This is a genomic window from Paenibacillus sp. B-A-8 (assembly GCF_048572915.1).
In the GTDB taxonomy this organism is placed as follows: domain Bacteria; phylum Bacillota; class Bacilli; order Paenibacillales; family Paenibacillaceae; genus Paenibacillus_AQ.
In genome coordinates, this window is sequence record NZ_CP183882.1 from 1,543,316 (window position 1) to 1,559,028 (window position 15,713).

At 46.2% G+C, this 15,713-nt stretch carries 18 protein-coding genes; 10 read left to right on the top strand and 8 right to left on the bottom strand.

From position 1 onward, the window contains the following. Positions 1–113: 113 nt before the first annotated feature. From ACN6MV_RS06965 to ACN6MV_RS06980, 4 genes are all read left to right on the top strand, one after another. Positions 114–509 carry a helix-turn-helix domain-containing protein gene (locus ACN6MV_RS06965; RefSeq protein WP_341111072.1) on the top strand — a complete coding sequence of 132 codons (396 nt, stop codon included), beginning with the start codon at positions 114–116 and terminating at the stop codon, positions 507–509. 42 nt (positions 510–551) lie between these two features. Beyond that, a complete protein-coding gene (locus ACN6MV_RS06970) occupies positions 552–1,505 on the top strand; it encodes a TRM11 family SAM-dependent methyltransferase (protein ID WP_419885992.1) in 954 nt (317 codons plus the stop codon). Between the two features lie 32 nt (positions 1,506–1,537). Then, positions 1,538–2,155 carry an NUDIX hydrolase gene (locus ACN6MV_RS06975; protein ID WP_419885993.1) on the top strand — a complete coding sequence of 206 codons (618 nt, stop codon included), beginning with the start codon at positions 1,538–1,540 and terminating at the stop codon, positions 2,153–2,155. Positions 2,156–2,356: 201 nt separating this feature from the next. After that, on the top strand, positions 2,357–2,509 hold the full coding sequence (locus ACN6MV_RS06980) for a hypothetical protein (protein ID WP_170880319.1): 153 nt from the start codon (positions 2,357–2,359) through the stop codon (positions 2,507–2,509). 101 nt (positions 2,510–2,610) lie between these two features. On the opposite strand, the gene ACN6MV_RS06985 is transcribed toward ACN6MV_RS06980, so the two are convergent. The 3 genes from ACN6MV_RS06985 to ACN6MV_RS06995 all read right to left on the bottom strand — a co-directional run bounded on the left by ACN6MV_RS06985 (position 2,611) and on the right by ACN6MV_RS06995 (position 5,362). Beyond that, on the bottom strand, positions 2,611–3,081 hold the full coding sequence (locus ACN6MV_RS06985; RefSeq protein ID WP_419885994.1) for an ASCH domain-containing protein: 471 nt from the start codon (positions 3,079–3,081) through the stop codon (positions 2,611–2,613). Between the two features lie 26 nt (positions 3,082–3,107). Beyond that, positions 3,108–5,072, bottom strand: coding sequence for an ABC-F family ATP-binding cassette domain-containing protein (locus tag ACN6MV_RS06990; protein WP_419885995.1), 1,965 nt, complete (start codon positions 5,070–5,072; stop codon positions 3,108–3,110). 122 nt (positions 5,073–5,194) lie between these two features. Continuing rightward, positions 5,195–5,362, bottom strand: coding sequence for a hypothetical protein (locus ACN6MV_RS06995; RefSeq protein WP_419885996.1), 168 nt, complete (start codon positions 5,360–5,362; stop codon positions 5,195–5,197). A 180-nt stretch (positions 5,363–5,542) separates the two neighbouring features. Here ACN6MV_RS06995 and ACN6MV_RS07000 point away from each other — a divergent pair, with 180 nt between their 5' ends. Then, entirely contained in the window at positions 5,543–5,920 is a 378-nt protein-coding gene (locus ACN6MV_RS07000; protein WP_042125154.1) for a PH domain-containing protein, read from the top strand. A gap of 5 nt (positions 5,921–5,925) precedes the next feature. Here the strand turns inward: ACN6MV_RS07000 and ACN6MV_RS07005 are convergent, their stop codons facing one another. Further along, complete coding sequence (locus ACN6MV_RS07005) at positions 5,926–6,465, bottom strand: chromate transporter (protein ID WP_419885997.1); 540 nt, start codon at positions 6,463–6,465, stop codon at positions 5,926–5,928. After that, positions 6,465–7,043, bottom strand: coding sequence for a chromate transporter (locus tag ACN6MV_RS07010; RefSeq protein WP_419885998.1), 579 nt, complete (start codon positions 7,041–7,043; stop codon positions 6,465–6,467). The genes ACN6MV_RS07005 and ACN6MV_RS07010 overlap by 1 nt, the downstream gene beginning before the upstream one ends. Before the next feature lie 207 nt (positions 7,044–7,250). Between ACN6MV_RS07010 and ggt the strand changes: the two genes are divergently transcribed. Both ggt and ACN6MV_RS07020 read left to right on the top strand, forming a co-directional pair. After that, entirely contained in the window at positions 7,251–8,828 is a 1,578-nt protein-coding gene (gene ggt / locus ACN6MV_RS07015) for a gamma-glutamyltransferase (protein WP_419885999.1), read from the top strand. A 493-nt stretch (positions 8,829–9,321) separates the two neighbouring features. Next, positions 9,322–10,716: an amidase family protein gene (locus ACN6MV_RS07020; RefSeq protein ID WP_419886000.1), complete on the top strand. Its 1,395-nt coding sequence runs from the start codon at positions 9,322–9,324 to the stop codon at positions 10,714–10,716. Between the two features lie 250 nt (positions 10,717–10,966). Here ACN6MV_RS07020 and ACN6MV_RS07025 read toward each other — a convergent pair whose 3' ends face one another. Genes ACN6MV_RS07025 through ACN6MV_RS07035 form a run of 3 tightly spaced genes read right to left on the bottom strand, consistent with a single transcriptional unit; the run spans position 10,967 to position 12,090 of the window. Next, positions 10,967–11,470, bottom strand: coding sequence for a hypothetical protein (locus ACN6MV_RS07025; protein WP_419886001.1), 504 nt, complete (start codon positions 11,468–11,470; stop codon positions 10,967–10,969). Between the two features lie 43 nt (positions 11,471–11,513). Further along, entirely contained in the window at positions 11,514–11,672 is a 159-nt protein-coding gene (locus tag ACN6MV_RS07030) for a hypothetical protein (protein WP_419886002.1), read from the bottom strand. Positions 11,673–11,706: 34 nt separating this feature from the next. Further along, on the bottom strand, positions 11,707–12,090 hold the full coding sequence (locus tag ACN6MV_RS07035) for a RidA family protein (RefSeq protein WP_042125165.1): 384 nt from the start codon (positions 12,088–12,090) through the stop codon (positions 11,707–11,709). Between the two features lie 240 nt (positions 12,091–12,330). Here ACN6MV_RS07035 and ACN6MV_RS07040 point away from each other — a divergent pair, with 240 nt between their 5' ends. Genes ACN6MV_RS07040 through ACN6MV_RS07050 form a run of 3 tightly spaced genes read left to right on the top strand, consistent with a single transcriptional unit; the run spans position 12,331 to position 15,582 of the window. Further along, complete coding sequence (locus tag ACN6MV_RS07040) at positions 12,331–13,905, top strand: PucR family transcriptional regulator (RefSeq protein WP_042125168.1); 1,575 nt, start codon at positions 12,331–12,333, stop codon at positions 13,903–13,905. Positions 13,906–13,943: 38 nt separating this feature from the next. Continuing rightward, the gene (locus ACN6MV_RS07045; RefSeq protein WP_419886003.1) at positions 13,944–15,068 is read left to right on the top strand and encodes an XdhC family protein; all 1,125 of its coding nucleotides are present in this window, start codon (positions 13,944–13,946) and stop codon (positions 15,066–15,068) included. Then, positions 15,010–15,582 carry an NTP transferase domain-containing protein gene (locus ACN6MV_RS07050; protein ID WP_170880318.1) on the top strand — a complete coding sequence of 191 codons (573 nt, stop codon included), beginning with the start codon at positions 15,010–15,012 and terminating at the stop codon, positions 15,580–15,582. Before ACN6MV_RS07045 ends, ACN6MV_RS07050 begins: the two co-directional genes overlap by 59 nt. Positions 15,583–15,713 lie beyond the last annotated feature (131 nt).

Consider the following 15,713-nt stretch of genomic DNA (forward strand, 5'->3'; position numbering starts at 1 on the left):
AATTCATAGTTCCTTTCCGGTTGTTGATTACTAACAGTAACCATGATAAGCTGGATAAGCTTAAGGGACAAGAAGGTCTATTACATGCTTAAGTTACATGGAGGTAACTACAGTTGGAACATTCAATGGACGAACCCATTCGCTTAATGCCAACGCTGGAGGATTGCTCCATCACCCGCCAAATTCTGGACAGGGTTGGGGACAAATGGAGTGTGCTCATTGTTGTGAATTTGGGTGCAAAGGCACTGCGGTTTAAAGAACTGCAGCGGCGTTGTAGTGGGATATCACAACGGATGCTGACCCAGACGCTCCGTCATTTAGAACGAGACGGTATAGTTTGGCGTAAAGTCACGCCTACGGTACCTTTGACTGTTGAATACGGTCTGACAAGTCTAGGAGAGTCCCTGCTTGATCCTCTAACCTCCCTAGTGGAATGGGTCAATAGGAACAATGCTGAAATCGCTAAGGCGCGTATTGGTTATGATCGTCAGCACGAAACGCAGGAGTAGCAAGCTAACATTACAATTTACTGGGATAGAGGATGGATTATTTTGCTAAAGAAAAGTGAAAAAAACACATTTATATATACGTATACCTGTTCAGAGGACGAGTTATCACTATGTCAGATGGAGCTCCGTTGTCTTTTTGGAGAGGAAGTACCTTCTTCAATCTTTAAGAGTGAGGTAGAAGTGGATGTAAGCCGCAGTCCCTTCATTAAAGAGCGAATTGATGTCATGTACGAGGGAGAAAGCTTGCCTGAGATTTATGATCAGACGGAGCAGGTGGAGCTTGGGGGTAAGACGTTTAAGGTTATTTTTGTAAAGACCAATGATCTGACTCCTGCGGACAAAATAGAATATGATGAGCGTAGAGTGATCGAACGAGAAATCGGGCTGCGTATTGAAGGAGAGGCGGATGTAAACCACCCTGAGTTGGTATACGGTATTGTTACGCTGGGCGGTCGCTGGTACTTTGGATCTTATCATAAGAACAAGGCCACCTGGTTCCGTCAGATGAAGAAGCCGCGCAGCTACTCTATTGCGCTTAGTACACGAGTGGCCAGAGCAGCGGTCAATATAGCCGTTCCGAACCCGGAAGGTGTGCGAGCAATTGATCCTTGCTGCGGCATCGGAACCGTGATGGTAGAAGCGCTGTCGATGGGAATCAATATGGTCGGACGTGACATTAACCCTCAGATCGCGATCGGTGCCAGAACGAATATTGCCCATTTTGGATTCACTAGTGAGGTAACGCTTGGGGATATTGCTGACATTACTGAACATTACGATGTAGCTATTGTAGATATGCCTTATAATCTATATTCTAGTATTACACCTGAGGAACAGTTTGCTATTTTAGTGAATGCTCGCCGGATTGCTGACCGTGTGGTGATCGTTGCGATTGAACCGATGGATGAGATGATCACGGAAGCTGGATTTACGATTATAGACCGTTGTGAAGCTAAAAAGGGTTTGTTCTCCCGTCATTTAATGCTTTGCCAGTAATCCTAATGTAGGTATTTAAAAGGGGTGCAGCAATGGAGCAGAAATGGTTAACCTGGGCAAAAGAAATACAGGCCATCGCACAGACTGGTCTAACTTACGCTAAAGATGTCTATGATATAGAACGGTATCAAGCTTTGCGGGAGCTAAGTGTGGATATCCTCGCTAATTATACGTTCGAAAGCAAGGAGAGAATAAGACTCTCCTTTGCTAGTGAGGGTGGCTATGCTACTCCGAAAGTAGATATCCGCGGTGTTGTTTTTCAGGACGACAGAATTCTGCTTGTCCGCGAGAAATTGGATGGAAAGTGGGCGCTTCCTGGAGGCTGGGGGGACATAGGGCTGTCACCGAGTGAGGTCGTTGTTAAGGAAATTGGGGAAGAATCAGGGTTTGAGGCGGAAGCGATTCGCTTGCTGGCTGTTCTGGATAAAAAATTTCATAACCACCCTCCGGAGCCGTATCACGTGTACAAGTTTTTTATTTTGTGCAGAATTGTGGGCGGCGAGGCGATGCAAGGAGTGGAGACTAGTGAAGTATCCTTTTTTGCTGAAGATGAACTGCCTGAGCTCTCAGTTGAGCGGAATACAGAGGTGCAGATTCGCATGATGTTTGAATATTTACGAAATCCAGAAAAAGTAGTAATATTGGACTAAGAACCTGCATATTATATATGACTTCCGTAAAGTGTTGTTTTTAATAATTTAAATGTTGGGTAATAACTATTATGTAAGCACTTACAATGTTGGGCCGCTGAGCCTTTATATCTAAAAAAGTTCAATATTCTAAGTTTTTTGGGTCGAGCGGTCTACATTTTTTCCTCTACTGTGACGATAAGAATTTTAGGAGGGGATCGCATGGAACAAGAAAAGTTGAGCATTCCATTAAAACAGGAAAATGTGGTGCGTCCTGCAGAGGGCAATATTGCCACTGGGCTGGTTTGGGGTATCTTAATCAGCATTCCATTATGGATCTCTGTGATTGGCTGGATTCTGGGGTTTTGGCACTGAGCCATATTCTAATAATTATCTAACTCTAATAGTTGTATAGTATACATCAAAGGCGGTCTCTTCGTAACTGAAGAGGCCGCCTTTTTATTTTCCTGAGTTTCTTAGGATTTCGTATATACTAGTCTAAAGTTCTCGCAAACGACCTTCATCTTTAGATCAAAAGGCTTCTTCAGAAATGCTAAGGATTCTCTGGTGAAAAACTTCTCATGCTCATAGCGCCACGACTCCAATGTTCTGTCATCCTCGCCTTCGCTATAGGCAAAGTCAGCGCCAACCTCATCAAAGGGCGTAATTTGTACTGCTGTCGTAACGATTACTGCTTGCGGATGGCCGCGGCCATCCAACAGAATACTATGTCGTCCAATTTCCGGTAAGGTCTCGTCATCGCAGACTTCATAAACCTCATAGTTCGAAGCGGTTCCTGTCTTAATCCCGCGGATGACCAGATCCAGCAGTTCATCGGCCATTTGAGGACTGTCGCCAAAGGCCCAAGCCTCGTAGTTATTCGCTGCTTGTGGATGAAGCTGGGTGTATTCTTCCCAAAAAAGCTTAATCTTCGTTTCGTTACTCATATTCGTACCTCCTTGTTTAATAAACATTAGTGTCCAGTTGTTTCCATCCAACCCGCATAAAGATCATCCAATTGTTCTTGCACTACATCGCGTTCTTTTTGCAGCTCGGTGAGTTCTGCTGCATTGCTACTGATCTGTGGATCTAGCATTTTGGCATCGATTTCCCCAAGCTGCTCCTCAGCCTCTGCTATAGCCTTTTCCCAATCGAAGAGCTTGCTCTTCTTGCGGGAACTTGATGAGTTAGCCGTAGTCCCATTCACGGACCCGTTAGATGGAGACTTGCCGGAGCGTGAAAAGGCTCCTTCTGAAGAGGAAGGCTTAGGCTGTTCAGGAATAGAGGCGGGTGCTGCCAATACCTGTTCAGCTTGCTTCTCTTTGTAATACTCATAGTTACCGTTAAAGACTCCAAATCGTCCACTTTCAATGGACCAGAGCTTATGGAACAGACGATTAATGAAATAGCGGTCATGCGATACGGCCAGTACTGTACCCGGAAATTCCTCTAAGGCTTCCTCTAGCGCCTCACGGGAGTCGATATCTAGATGGTTTGTTGGTTCATCCAAAATCAGCAGGTTAGGTTTGCGATGCATCAACACAGCGAAACGTAGGCGGGTCCATTCTCCTCCAGACAGATTCGTGATGTCTTTGAACACATCGGCACCATAGAACAGGAAACGTGCAAGCTGTCCGCGAGCTTCACCTTCCTCTAGTCCGGCCTCTTCACGGAAGTAGCGGAGTACAGATTGTTTGTTATTGTCAGGGACAGCCTCTTGCGCAAGGTAACCGACAACAGTTCTTGAACCCAGTGTACAGCTTCCGGTGTCAGGCGTTTCCTGACCTAATATAATTCTTAAAAGTGTACTTTTCCCTGCCCCGTTACCACCAATAAGCGCTGTAGTCTCTCCGTAGCGAAGCACTTCGTTTGCGTCAGTAAACAGGCTTCGTGCTCCATAGGCTTTACCGATATCCTCTAGAATGACGACCTGGTTCCCGGAGCGATCGTTTTGCTGCAGTTGCAAATCCATCGATTTGCGCTCTAGAATAGGACGTTTAACCTTCACCATACGATCCAGTGCTTTTTGCATGGAAGCTGCTCTCCGGTAAAAGGCAGGGTTAGGAGGCGTCCCGCGATTCCCGAATTCGATGAGGCGTTTGATGCTCTCCTGCATTTGTTTTATTTTTTTCTGCTGTTCTTGATAATCAGCGAATTGTTGAAGCAGGCGTGTTTCCTTCTCTACTTGATAGCCGCTGTAGTTGGTGTGGAAGGTAAAAGCCTCGCCATCCTCAATCTCGATCACTTTCTTGACTACAGCATCGAGGAAGTAACGATCATGGGAAATGGCTAACACTGTACCGTCATAGCTCTGTAAGTACTGCTCTAACCACTCAATGGCGTTCATATCTAGATGATTGGTTGGCTCATCGAGTAGAAGTACATCAGGTCTACGCAGCAGCAGTTCTGCGAGTCCGACTTTAGTTTTCTCGCCGCCAGAAAGTGAGGAGAAGAGTCGGCTATATTGCCCAGTTCCGATTCCTAGACCAGTGGCAACCCGCTGAATAGTGGATTCAATTTCGTAGCCTCCTGCGGTCTCGAATTTATCCTGAAGACTACCGTATTCTTTCAGCAGTCGATTCCATAGTGTTTCATCCGTTCCGGTATTGAAGGTGGACATTTCAAGCTCCAGCTCTCGCAGGCGTTGTTGCCACTGCAGAGGCTCAGCAAAACTGCGTTGTAGAACCTCATATACAGTTTCTTTTTCGTTAACCTCTTGAATTTGAGCCAGCATACCTACTACGCTGCCTTTGCGAATTGAGATTTGCCCTTGATCGGGGCGCTCTTCACCATTCAGTAAGTGGAAAAGCGTAGTTTTACCGCAGCCGTTGCGGCCGATTAGGCCGATTTTTTCCCCTTGGCGGATATCGAAGGTGATGCTATTCAGTACGAGCTGTGCACCGTGGTATTTTTGAACATTTTGGCATTGAATAATCATATATATTCTCCTTTAATAATGCCCTTTTCACCGCCAGAACCCTAAATCGAAACTGGTATTCTGTAAAAAAACCATAAAAAAAGACCGTAGGGAAATTTCCCCACGGCCTTATCATTCTCCGGTTAACTGATCCGTCCGGGTGATGGCAGGAAAGGCATTTCACAATTGTGTAGTGTTATTAAATTCATGGAAATGGACAGAGTTCTCCCGTTATCGCCATTTACATGAGCAATGCCAGCTATCGCTTTAGGTAGCCGACTCATAACACTGTTGGTCCAATTGTGATCCATTCCTTCCACACCCCTTTCTTAACAAATTTAATGACAGTGTAAACAATAATCGGAAATTTAGCAAGTAAAAAGATGGCAGAGAGGGGGCTTACACTGCATAGAATATTAATTGTGGAATAATATGGTTCTATGTGGGGGAGACAATCCACTGAAATTTAACAGATGAAAAGGGGGAGTTAAATGGCGCTTTTTGACGGATTGATGGGGAATGCATCGCAAGTGAATCTGGCAGAAGTACAGCGGGAATACGCACAAATTCTTGCCCCTCAAGAGAAAATTGAACGAGCCTACAAGCTGATTAGAGATATGTTTATTTTTACGGACAAACGATTGATTCTAGTGGATAAACAGGGACTGACGGGCAAAAAGACGGATTATCATTCCATTCCTTACAAAAGCATCTCGCATTATTCCGTGGAGACGGCAGGACACTTTGATCTGGATGCGGAGTTATGTATCTATATATCCAGCAGCGCTGTGCCGCTCAAGAAGACCTTTAACAAATCCGTAAATATTTATGAGGTACAGGCGGTGTTGTCCCAGTATATTTTGAAATAGTTTCGTTAGACAGTGTAGCGCAGTACCAGACCCCCATAGGCAAAAGCGGCTAAGATGACTAACGCAGGATGCAGCTTAAGCCGCTTTATGGCAAAGGATGCGATTACGGCAATGAGCAGTGTTTGCCAGATTCCGATAGAGTCTGCAGGACCTTTCGCCATTGTCCAAGTGAGCACAGCCATCATAACAGCGATGACCGGTTGAACAAGCAATGTCATCCCTTTCACTACGGGGGAATGCTTGTATTTTTGCATGACCTCTAACAGGATAATAAGCGCTGCTGCGGAGGGGAGTACGGTCGCTAATATTGCCAGAATAAGTCCAATCCAGCCGTAGACATCATAGCCGACATAAGCTGCGATTTTGGTAGCAATCGGGCCAGGTAAGGCGTTGCCTAGTGCAAGCATATTGGAGAACTGTTCATCGGTTAGCCAGCCGTAATGGGGAACGATTTCTTGATACATCAGCGGAATAGAGGAAGGACCGCCGCCATATCCAAGCAGATTAGCCATGAAAAATCCGTATATGAGCTCTAACCAGTCCATCAGCTTGATCCTCCTTGTTGTTTCTTCGCAATGATCCGGTAATGAAATGCTCCGTAACCAAGGAAAAGTACAATTACGATAGCTGGATGTATTTTTAGTATTTGTAACAGGAGTAATGCGAGTAGGGTGAAGGCTATACTGAGAAATTTCCCTAGTCCTTTATAAGCTTTTTGTGCAAACTCATATGCCATTATTCCTAACATGACAGCGATGACAGGGGATACCCCCGCGATCATTCCAGCGACTACCTTCGAGCCACTTAAATAATTTACAGCAGACAACAGGAAGATCATGGCCATGCAGCTAGGTAAAATATGTGCCAGTACCGAAAGAATAGCCCCTTTAACTCCTCGAAGTTTATACCCGAGATAAGCCGCCATTTTGGTGGCAATAGGTCCGGGTAGTGCGTTGGCAATCGCCAATGTCTCTCCGAATTCATCATCACTTAGCCAAGTGTAGCGAGTTACCGCATCATGCCGGATCAATGGAATCACGGAAGGTCCTCCTCCATAGCCAACAATTCCAGTTCTGAACATGGCGATAGCTAATTGTACATAGTCGTTATGGATGAATATCACATGAGACCTCCCCTTGTTTTTAGAGCTCATTTTATACAATTCATATGTGTGAAGCTACGAGGTTGACTAGCGATTAACTAATCTTTGTGCATGGGACACAAAAAGAGGATGGTTATTTTGCGGTTTGGCGTAATCGATTGACAAGGGTTTTTTATGTAATGTTAAATGACATTAATTAAGCGAGAAGTTTATAGGGAGATGGGGAACATGGCGGAGAAACCCGTAATAGGCACAAAAACGATGGTCGTCAGCCCCCATTATTTAGCTTCGGCTGCGGGTGCGCGCGTGTTGGAAAAAGGGGGAAATGCCTATGATGCGGCAGTGGCGATTAGTGCGACGCTGGCTGTAGTCTACCCACATATGACAGGGCTTGGCGGGGATTCGTTCTGGTTGACCTATTACAAGCAGGAGGCTTGTGTTCGGGCTTATAACGGAAGTGGACGGTCGGGTTACGGAGTTCGCAGAAGTTGCTTCACTGGCGAGAATGCCATTCCTAGGCGAGGGATTCGTAGTGCCATCACCGTGCCGGGGATGGTGGATAGCTGGGATGCTATGCTGAGTAAGTATGGCCGTTTAACGCTAGCGGAGGTGCTGGAGCCAGCCATCGGCTATGCTCAGGGCGGGTTTCCGATGTCGCCGGATCAGCGGAATAATACTCTGCTTGCTGGAGCGGCATTGTCGGCAGAGGCATCTGCGATTTACATGCCGGGCGGAGGGGTTGTATCTGCTGGGTCGAGATTTCAGCAGACACAACTGGCTGTAACACTGCGGACGCTGGCTGCGGGTGGACGGGATGCTTTTTATAAGGGGAAGATCGCTGAAGATATCTGTGATTATATGCTGGCAGCTGGGGGTTATCTCACACGGGATGACTTTGCGGATCATCAGGGGGATTGGGGCGAGCCGATTCATACGGAATATCACGGGCATACGGTGTATCAAGTGCCGCCAAATTCACAAGGATTTACGGGATTGATGAGTCTTAATTTATTGGAGCATTTTAATTTCGGAGAAATCGAGCATGGCTCTTATGAATATTATCACCTGCTTGTTGAGGCGCTTAAGCTGAGTTTTCGCGATCGGGATAGAGTGCTTACAGATCCGGATTTTAGTGCTATTCCTTTGGTGCAGCTGCTGGATAAGAACTATGCAGGGCAACTGGCCTCTACGATCTTGATGCAAAAAGCGGCACAGCTGACAAGTCAGCCCATCGGGAGTGATACTGCATATGCTGCGGTTGTGGACGAGGAGGGGAATGCGGTCTCTTTTATTCAAAGTCTGTATTTTGAGTTTGGCTCCGGTGTGGTAGCTGGGAATACCGGGATTCTGCTGCAGAATCGGGGTTCATTTTTTTCGCTTGATCCGAGTCATATCAATACACTTGAGCCGCATAAGCGCAGCTTTCACACCCTGATGCCAGCCATGGCCTGCCGAGAGGGCAAACCAGCGATTCTGTATGGTACACAAGGGGGCGAAGGTCAGCCTCAGACTCAAACGCTGCTCCTTACAAGAATGCTGCATTATGGAATGAATCCTCAGACGGCTATAAGTGAACCGCGTTTTGTGTGGGGGAGAACGTGGGGGGAGCCTACGCAGGAGCTGAAGGTGGAGGGACGGGTAGCAGATGAGGTGCTGGCAGGTCTGGCGGGAGCTGGTCATATAGTCCGGAAACTGGACGCATATGACGGGATCGTGGGTCATGCCCACGTGATTTCGATAGATGACAATGGATATCGTAGTGGAGGGACGGACCCGCGCTGCGATGGCGCGGCGATTGGTTGGTAGAGTGGGATGCGTGTAGCTAGAGTTGGAGATGGAGGTAGGACATAGGCTGGAGAGTGAAAGGGATGGGAGAAGCTTTGTGCGTTTGAATGTAGGTTCACAGAGGGGGGAGTTAAAGGTGTTTTTCTAAAGACTTGAACTGAAGATTTGAATTAAAGATTCGATTTAAAAATTCAATTTAAAGATCCGTACTAAGCCTTCGACCTACGCCCTAGAGCTAAGCTTTAGCTAGACGTTAAGCCAAACCTTACTTATCTCTTACGCCTAATTTCGTCCTCCTGTTATTTCGGAGGAAGGGTTTACTGAAAAGTTTCTTGGATAAGTAGCATAAGAGATCTTAATTTAGCGTCACGAAAAGTTTTTAAGACTAAATGATTAGGGTTTTAGAAGTGTTGATTAAGAAAGGTATGAATAAGGGTTTAGGAGAAGGTGACTAAGATCAGAGATGGGATGTTTAAGATTTTATAAGGAATGGTGACGGGAGGAGGATGGAGCTATGGTTCTGGATAATCGGTATGGTGCGTTTATAGATCCCGAACTAACAGTCGGAAATTTAGGAAACGGGATATTGGACGGACTTACCTTTGCGGTGAAGGATGTATATGCGGTGGCTGGACATTGTTCTAGCGCAGGCAACCCAGATTGGCTGTGGAGCCACAATCCGCCTTCAGAACATGCGGCAGTAGTGCGTCAGCTACTCCAATCGGGAGCGACGCTTCAAGGAGCAACTCATACGGATGAGCTAATGTACAGTCTGGGTGGTGAGAACCATCATTATGGAACCCCGATAAATCCGAGTGCCGCAGGTTGTATCCCAGGTGGTTCTTCCAGCGGATCGGCAGTAGCGGTAGCCTCTGGTAGTGTTGATTTTGCACTTGGAACAGACACAGGTGGTTCTATTCGCGTCCCTTCTGCTTATTGCGGAGTATATGGCTTTCGACCGACGCATGGTGCTGTAGATATAGAAGGTGTGATTCCATTGTCGCCGCAATTTGATACGGTAGGTTGGATGGCTGACCGTATCGATGTACTCCAGAAGGTTGGGGAGGTTTTACTTGGTACTGGGAGCATGGTTGAAGAAGAAACGATAAGCATGGAGGAACAGGAAAATCTAGAGAAGGGTATAGACATGAGCTTAGAAACTAGGATAGAGAAAAATTTAGAGAGTATAGAGATGAGTTTAGAAACTAGGATAGAGAAAAATTTAGAGAGTATAGAAAATGGTGCGGAAAAAAAGGTGAAGAAGGGACTGGAGAGTAATTCACAGAAGGCTAAAGTGGAAAGTTTACAAGAAAAAATGAAAACATTATTTGTTGCTACGGACTGTTGGGAGTTGGTCGCTCCAAAGGATGTGGATATTCTAACAGATGGACTGAACCACTTACGAAACGGTGCTTATCATACCCTCGATACTATAATAGCTCCCGAAGGTTTGAAGATCTGGATGGATATTTTTCGAGAGCTGCAAGGTAGTGAAATATGGGTAACACATAGCGCCTGGATTGAGAAGGTAAAACCAGTCTTTGGGCCTGATATTGCAGCGCGGTTCTCTTGGGCTGCCAGTTTAGCGGGCAAGGATCGTAGTATCGCTCAGAATAAGCGTAAGGAAATTTCTGCCCAATTACACGATCTGCTGGGAGAAGATAATTGTCTTGTGATTCCGACAGTACCTGGTCCAGCGCCACTGCGTGGAGGGGATTTGAGTCGATTGGAGGAGAATCGTAGTGGGGCGATGATGTTGAGCTGTATAGCTGGACTGGCAGGCCTGCCACAAGTGACATTACCCATGCGCTCAACAAATGGGGCACCGTTGGGATTGTCCGTTATCGCAGGACATGGTCAGGATCATCGGTTACTCACATGGGTGAAGGAGGTGTGGCGGCGGTCTTGAGATAATGGTTCTTAATGGTTCTTGATGGTTTTGAGATGATAGGTGAAATTGGTTTTGAAAACAAAAGATCTCAACGTGACGAAGTGGGTTCAATAACGGTGCGTTAGAGTAAAAAGAAAAATACAGCGCCCAAATGTTGGCATAAGACTAGCGGTTTAGTAAATACCTCCATGTGATGAAAAAGAACGGTATAAATTTCGTAGAATGCAGGAAATTGACTCATGTAGATAAACTGAACGGCCAAAATGCCTCAGGACTTCGGAATTCCGGCGATATCAGCGGAAAGAGGTGTATAAATGCACCAGAATTCAGGAAATCCGGAGATATAGCCTGAAAGAGGTGTATAAATGTACCAGAATGCAGGAATTCTGGCGATATAGCCTGAAAGAGGTGTAAAAATCCACCAGAATTCAGGAAATCTGGCGATATAGCCTGAAAGAGGTGTATAAATCCACCAGAATGTAGGAGTTCCGGCGCTATAGCCTGAAAGAGGTGTATAAATGCACCAAAATGCAGGAAATCCGGAGATATAGCCTGAAAGAGGTGTATAAATGTACCAGAATGCAGGAATTCTGGCGATATAGCCTGAAAGAGGTGTAAAAATCCACCAGAATTCAGGAAATCCGGAGATATAGCCTGAAAGAGGTGTATAAATGTACCAGAATGCAGGAATTCTGGCGATATAGTCTGAAAGAGGTGTATAAATGCACCAGAATGCAGAAATTCCGGCGCTATAGCCCGAAATGAAAGCCATAAATGCCCTGCACCATAGAGATCAGCCGAAACACGCTCATATTTTATTCTGAAAACAAACAAAGCACCTTCCTTAAAGAAGGTGCCTCGTGCTCCATGCCCTGTGCCTCGTGCTCCATGCCCTGTGCCTCGTGCTCCATGCCCTGTGCCTCGTGCTCCATGCCCTGTGCCTCGTGCTCCATGCCCTGTGCCTCGTGCTCCATGCCCCGTACTCCATGCCTATGCCCCGTGCGAAATCTATTCTACGAATGCTTCGACTTCTATTTCTACTAGCAGTAGTGGATCAATGAGTGCCTTTACCTCAACCATGGTTGCTACAGGCTGAATGTCTTTGAAGAATTCGCCGTGTGCTTTGCCGACCTCTTCCCAGCGGGAAATGTCTGTCACGAACATTCTTGTTCTTATCACATGCGACAAATCAGCATCTAGCTGGTTTAGCGCTTTTTCGATGGTGTGTAGAATGAATTTCGTCTGGGCATAAGGATCTCCTACACCGACTACTCCCCCGTCTTGCATGGCGGTTGTTCCTGCGACTTCGATACGATTGCCGATTCGAATGGCGCGAGAATAACCAACGACCGACTCCCAGGGTGAACCTGTAAACACTTGCGTTTTACTCAAAAGATCTCCTCCGAATCCATCATGTATTTAGTCCGATCTAATTATACTACCTGCACAAGTGATGTGAACTAAAGACGAATAATTAATCATAGACGCAACCATATGTTAAGTTTATTTACATAATAAACATATAAATTTAATTTTTCTCTATTCAAGCAGGTTCATTTTAATTATAATGTTACATAAAATAACATTAAAAGATCAGGAATGGTTTGATTGATCCTAAAAAGGAGGGATGGCATGCATCTTACGGTTGAAGAAGCGTTGTCCATTTATCCTTTGTCCGAGGCGAAGCTTATTGCGGGGGCCAAGGGGAAGCATCGAATTGTGAAGTCGATAAATGTGATGGATGCACCCGATATTTCGGACTGGATCAAAGAAGGTGAAATGCTGCTAACGACAGCCTATTTAATTAAGGACAATCTGGAGGATGCCTCTGCTTTGCTGCAAACATTGAATCGCAGGGGATCTTCGGCTTTGGGTATTAAGTTGGGGCGATTTTGGGATGAGGTACCGGTGCAATTGATTGCTGAAGCGGAGAGTCTTAACTTCCCTTTAATCCAGTTACCGTTTCAGTTCACTTTTTCGGATCAGATGAATGGTCTGTTCCGCGCCGAGCTTAGCCGCAGTACTCATGTTCTGCAGAGCATTATGGAGAAGCAGAAAAAGCTGATGCAATTCGCTTTGCGATCCGTCCGTAGCCGTCAGTTGTTTGATTCAGTGTCTGAAGTGATTGGCCATTCACTTGTGGTGGTTAGCGCACGTGGGGATGTGATCTACAACAACTCAGAATATCAGCCCTCACAGCTTCTCGAAGGGTGGCCATGGCAGAAACGGAATCATCGCTTCCGTGTAGAAGATCAGACGGGTTATCGTACTCCACTAATTCAAGGAGAAAAGTGCTCCGGATATCTATTGTATTGTTCCATCGATCCTTTATTGCTTCCTGTGGAAGAGAGTTTATTTGTTCAGGGTGCTGAACTTATTTCATATCATATTCATTCAGGCTACGAGGATTATTTTGAACAGTCGGAACACAGGGAGTTTAGTAGATTACTTAGGCGTTGCTTGAGTGGGCATTTAACCTACACGGATCTAGCCCAGGCTGCGCTCAGCTTGGAAATTGAACTGCTTCTGTCGCCGTTTCGGCTGATATTAACCGATACTGCTGCAACCGGTGAGGAACGCCAGAGTGAGCTGCTTAAATTAAAAGAAGAGTACAACGAGCACCCTGTGCTGAGGGAATTAAAGGGAATTCATGTGATCGTTGATCAAGGATTATTGTCCATCTATCCGGGAGATCGTCAGAGTCCTGAACAATTTCAGGAGTTAGTCCAAGCTTGTTTTGACAACCTGAAGTTTGATAAGGGGTATTATCCTCGAGCTGCGATTAGTAGTTGTAAAACGAAGGCGGATGGGCTGAGGGAAGCTTTTGCAGAGGTAAAGGAATGCATGGGAATGCTTCAGCACGGGGGCGTACATGGAAGTGTTGTGCATTATCGGCAGCTTGAGCTTACCCTGCTTCTCGGGCAAATCCCGACAGAAGTTATGGAGAAATATTGCAACGGAACCCTTAGAGGACTGCTCAGCCGCGAGCCGGAGTATGTCAGAGAAATGCTGCGGACGCTGGAGGTTTATCTAGAGAACGATGGTCATGTCAATGAGACGGCTAAAAAGCTGTTTATTCACCGGAACACAGCCACCTACCGGATCGAGAAGCTTAGTGAGTTACTGGATGTCGATTTTAAAAAAATAAATGATCTAATGAGGCTTAAGCTAGTGTTCATGTTTCGGAGGATGCTTGGGCGGGACTAAGGTATGGGTTGAAATGCAAACACGGAGGAGGGAGCCTCGTGAATACACATGACATCGCAATGCATATTCAAACCCATAAAGCGCCTGCGGTGCTGGCAACGCTGATAGAAGTGGAGGGGCATTCGTATCGTAAACCCGGGGCAGTGATGCTGTTTTTTGAAGGCGGCACGATTGGAAGTATAAGTCCAGGGTGTCTGGAAAGCGATCTGCAGCTACGTACCTCTGAGATTTGGGAGCGAGGGCTGCCGGAGATTGTGGAATACAATATGTTGTCTCCAGATGATCTGTCATGGGGTGAGACTGTCGGCTGCGGTGGCAAAATCAAAGTGGTGCTTGAACCTGTGCAAGGAGAGTTGCGAGAGCTGTTGGTGCAGGCGAGTGACAGACTTTCTGCGGGAGAGAGGCTGGTCTTATTCCGTGAAGTAGTTGGGAGAGGTTTTGACTATAAGTTAGAGCTGGATACTGATATTCCACTATCGCAGAACAGGAAACATCCGAAATTATCCCACTTGGCAAAAGAAAGCATGGCGACAGGTCGCTTTATGGCCGCCCAAGCTGAATTGACAGCATTTCATACGTGTTTTGTGCCCAAACCGCGACTTGTGATTTTTGGTGGGGGACGTGATGTGGTTCCGATTGCTGAGCTTGCTAACAGAGTCGGCTTTCGGGTTGTGATAGCAGATTGGCGTGAAGGGAGTCTGCAAAATGAGTTTCCTCACGCTGAACGGATTATTTGTTCCCCAACGGAGGTTGTTCAACGCTTGGGTGTAGCTCAGGAGGATTATGTGCTGATTTGTAGTCACCAAATTAGGAGGGATAAACAGTTCCTGGAGAGTGTGATTCCGCAAGCTCCGCTATACATTGGAGTTATTGGTTCAAAGGCGCGGATCGCTCTTTTGCTGGAAGGGCTTGAGGTCCCTGCTTTTTTATATGCACCTGTAGGGTTGCCTATCGGTGGAGAAGGTCCCGAGGAGATTGCGGTCAGTATTATTGCAGAAATCATTCAAATTAGAAGGGCGGGCTTACGAGAGCTGCCTAAAGGAGCGGATAGATTTGAAAGTAGCGGGAATATATTTGGCAGCAGGGCAGAGCAGGCGGATGGGCGTGTCCAAGGTTTCACTGAAATTGTCACAGGAGGTCTCACTCGGGAGCGTCGCGCTTAGTGAATTGGATCGCTGTAATCTTGAGCCGCTTATCGTGGTAGTACGTGCGGATGACAACTTGGAATGGCTGCCACCAGCGATTGAGCCGCAAGGAACTAGACGTACCGAAACTTGTTTAACCGCACACTTAGGATTGTCTTTTTCTCTTCGATGCGGACTTAATGCTGTGCTGCCTTTGCAGCCGGATGCAGTAGTTGTGGCTCTAGCAGATCAGCCTTTTATTACTACGGCATTAGTGAATCGTCTAATACAAACGTTTGAACAATCTCCGGAGATGGATTATGTAGCTAGTGTCAGTGATGGGTCGGCTATGCCCCCTGCTTTGTTCTCAAAAGCGCTGTTTCCAGCGCTACAGGGATTGGATGGCGATCGTGGAGCGGCGGCGATTTTGCGATCACCTGATTATAAGGGGATTGTTCTGGAGTCTGACTCCGCCCACTATTTCATGGATGCTGATACTGAAGAGGATTTTGGTGAGATTCAGGAGCGATGGATACTGAGGAACGGAAAATAGAAAGTAATCGAAAAATTGATCGTAAAAGTGTTCCTTTCCCACATCGAGTCATATAATATGACATATAAAATCCTTATCCATAAACCTATTAGTGCATTACACACAAAAAAAAGTGCTGATTCTTATCATCA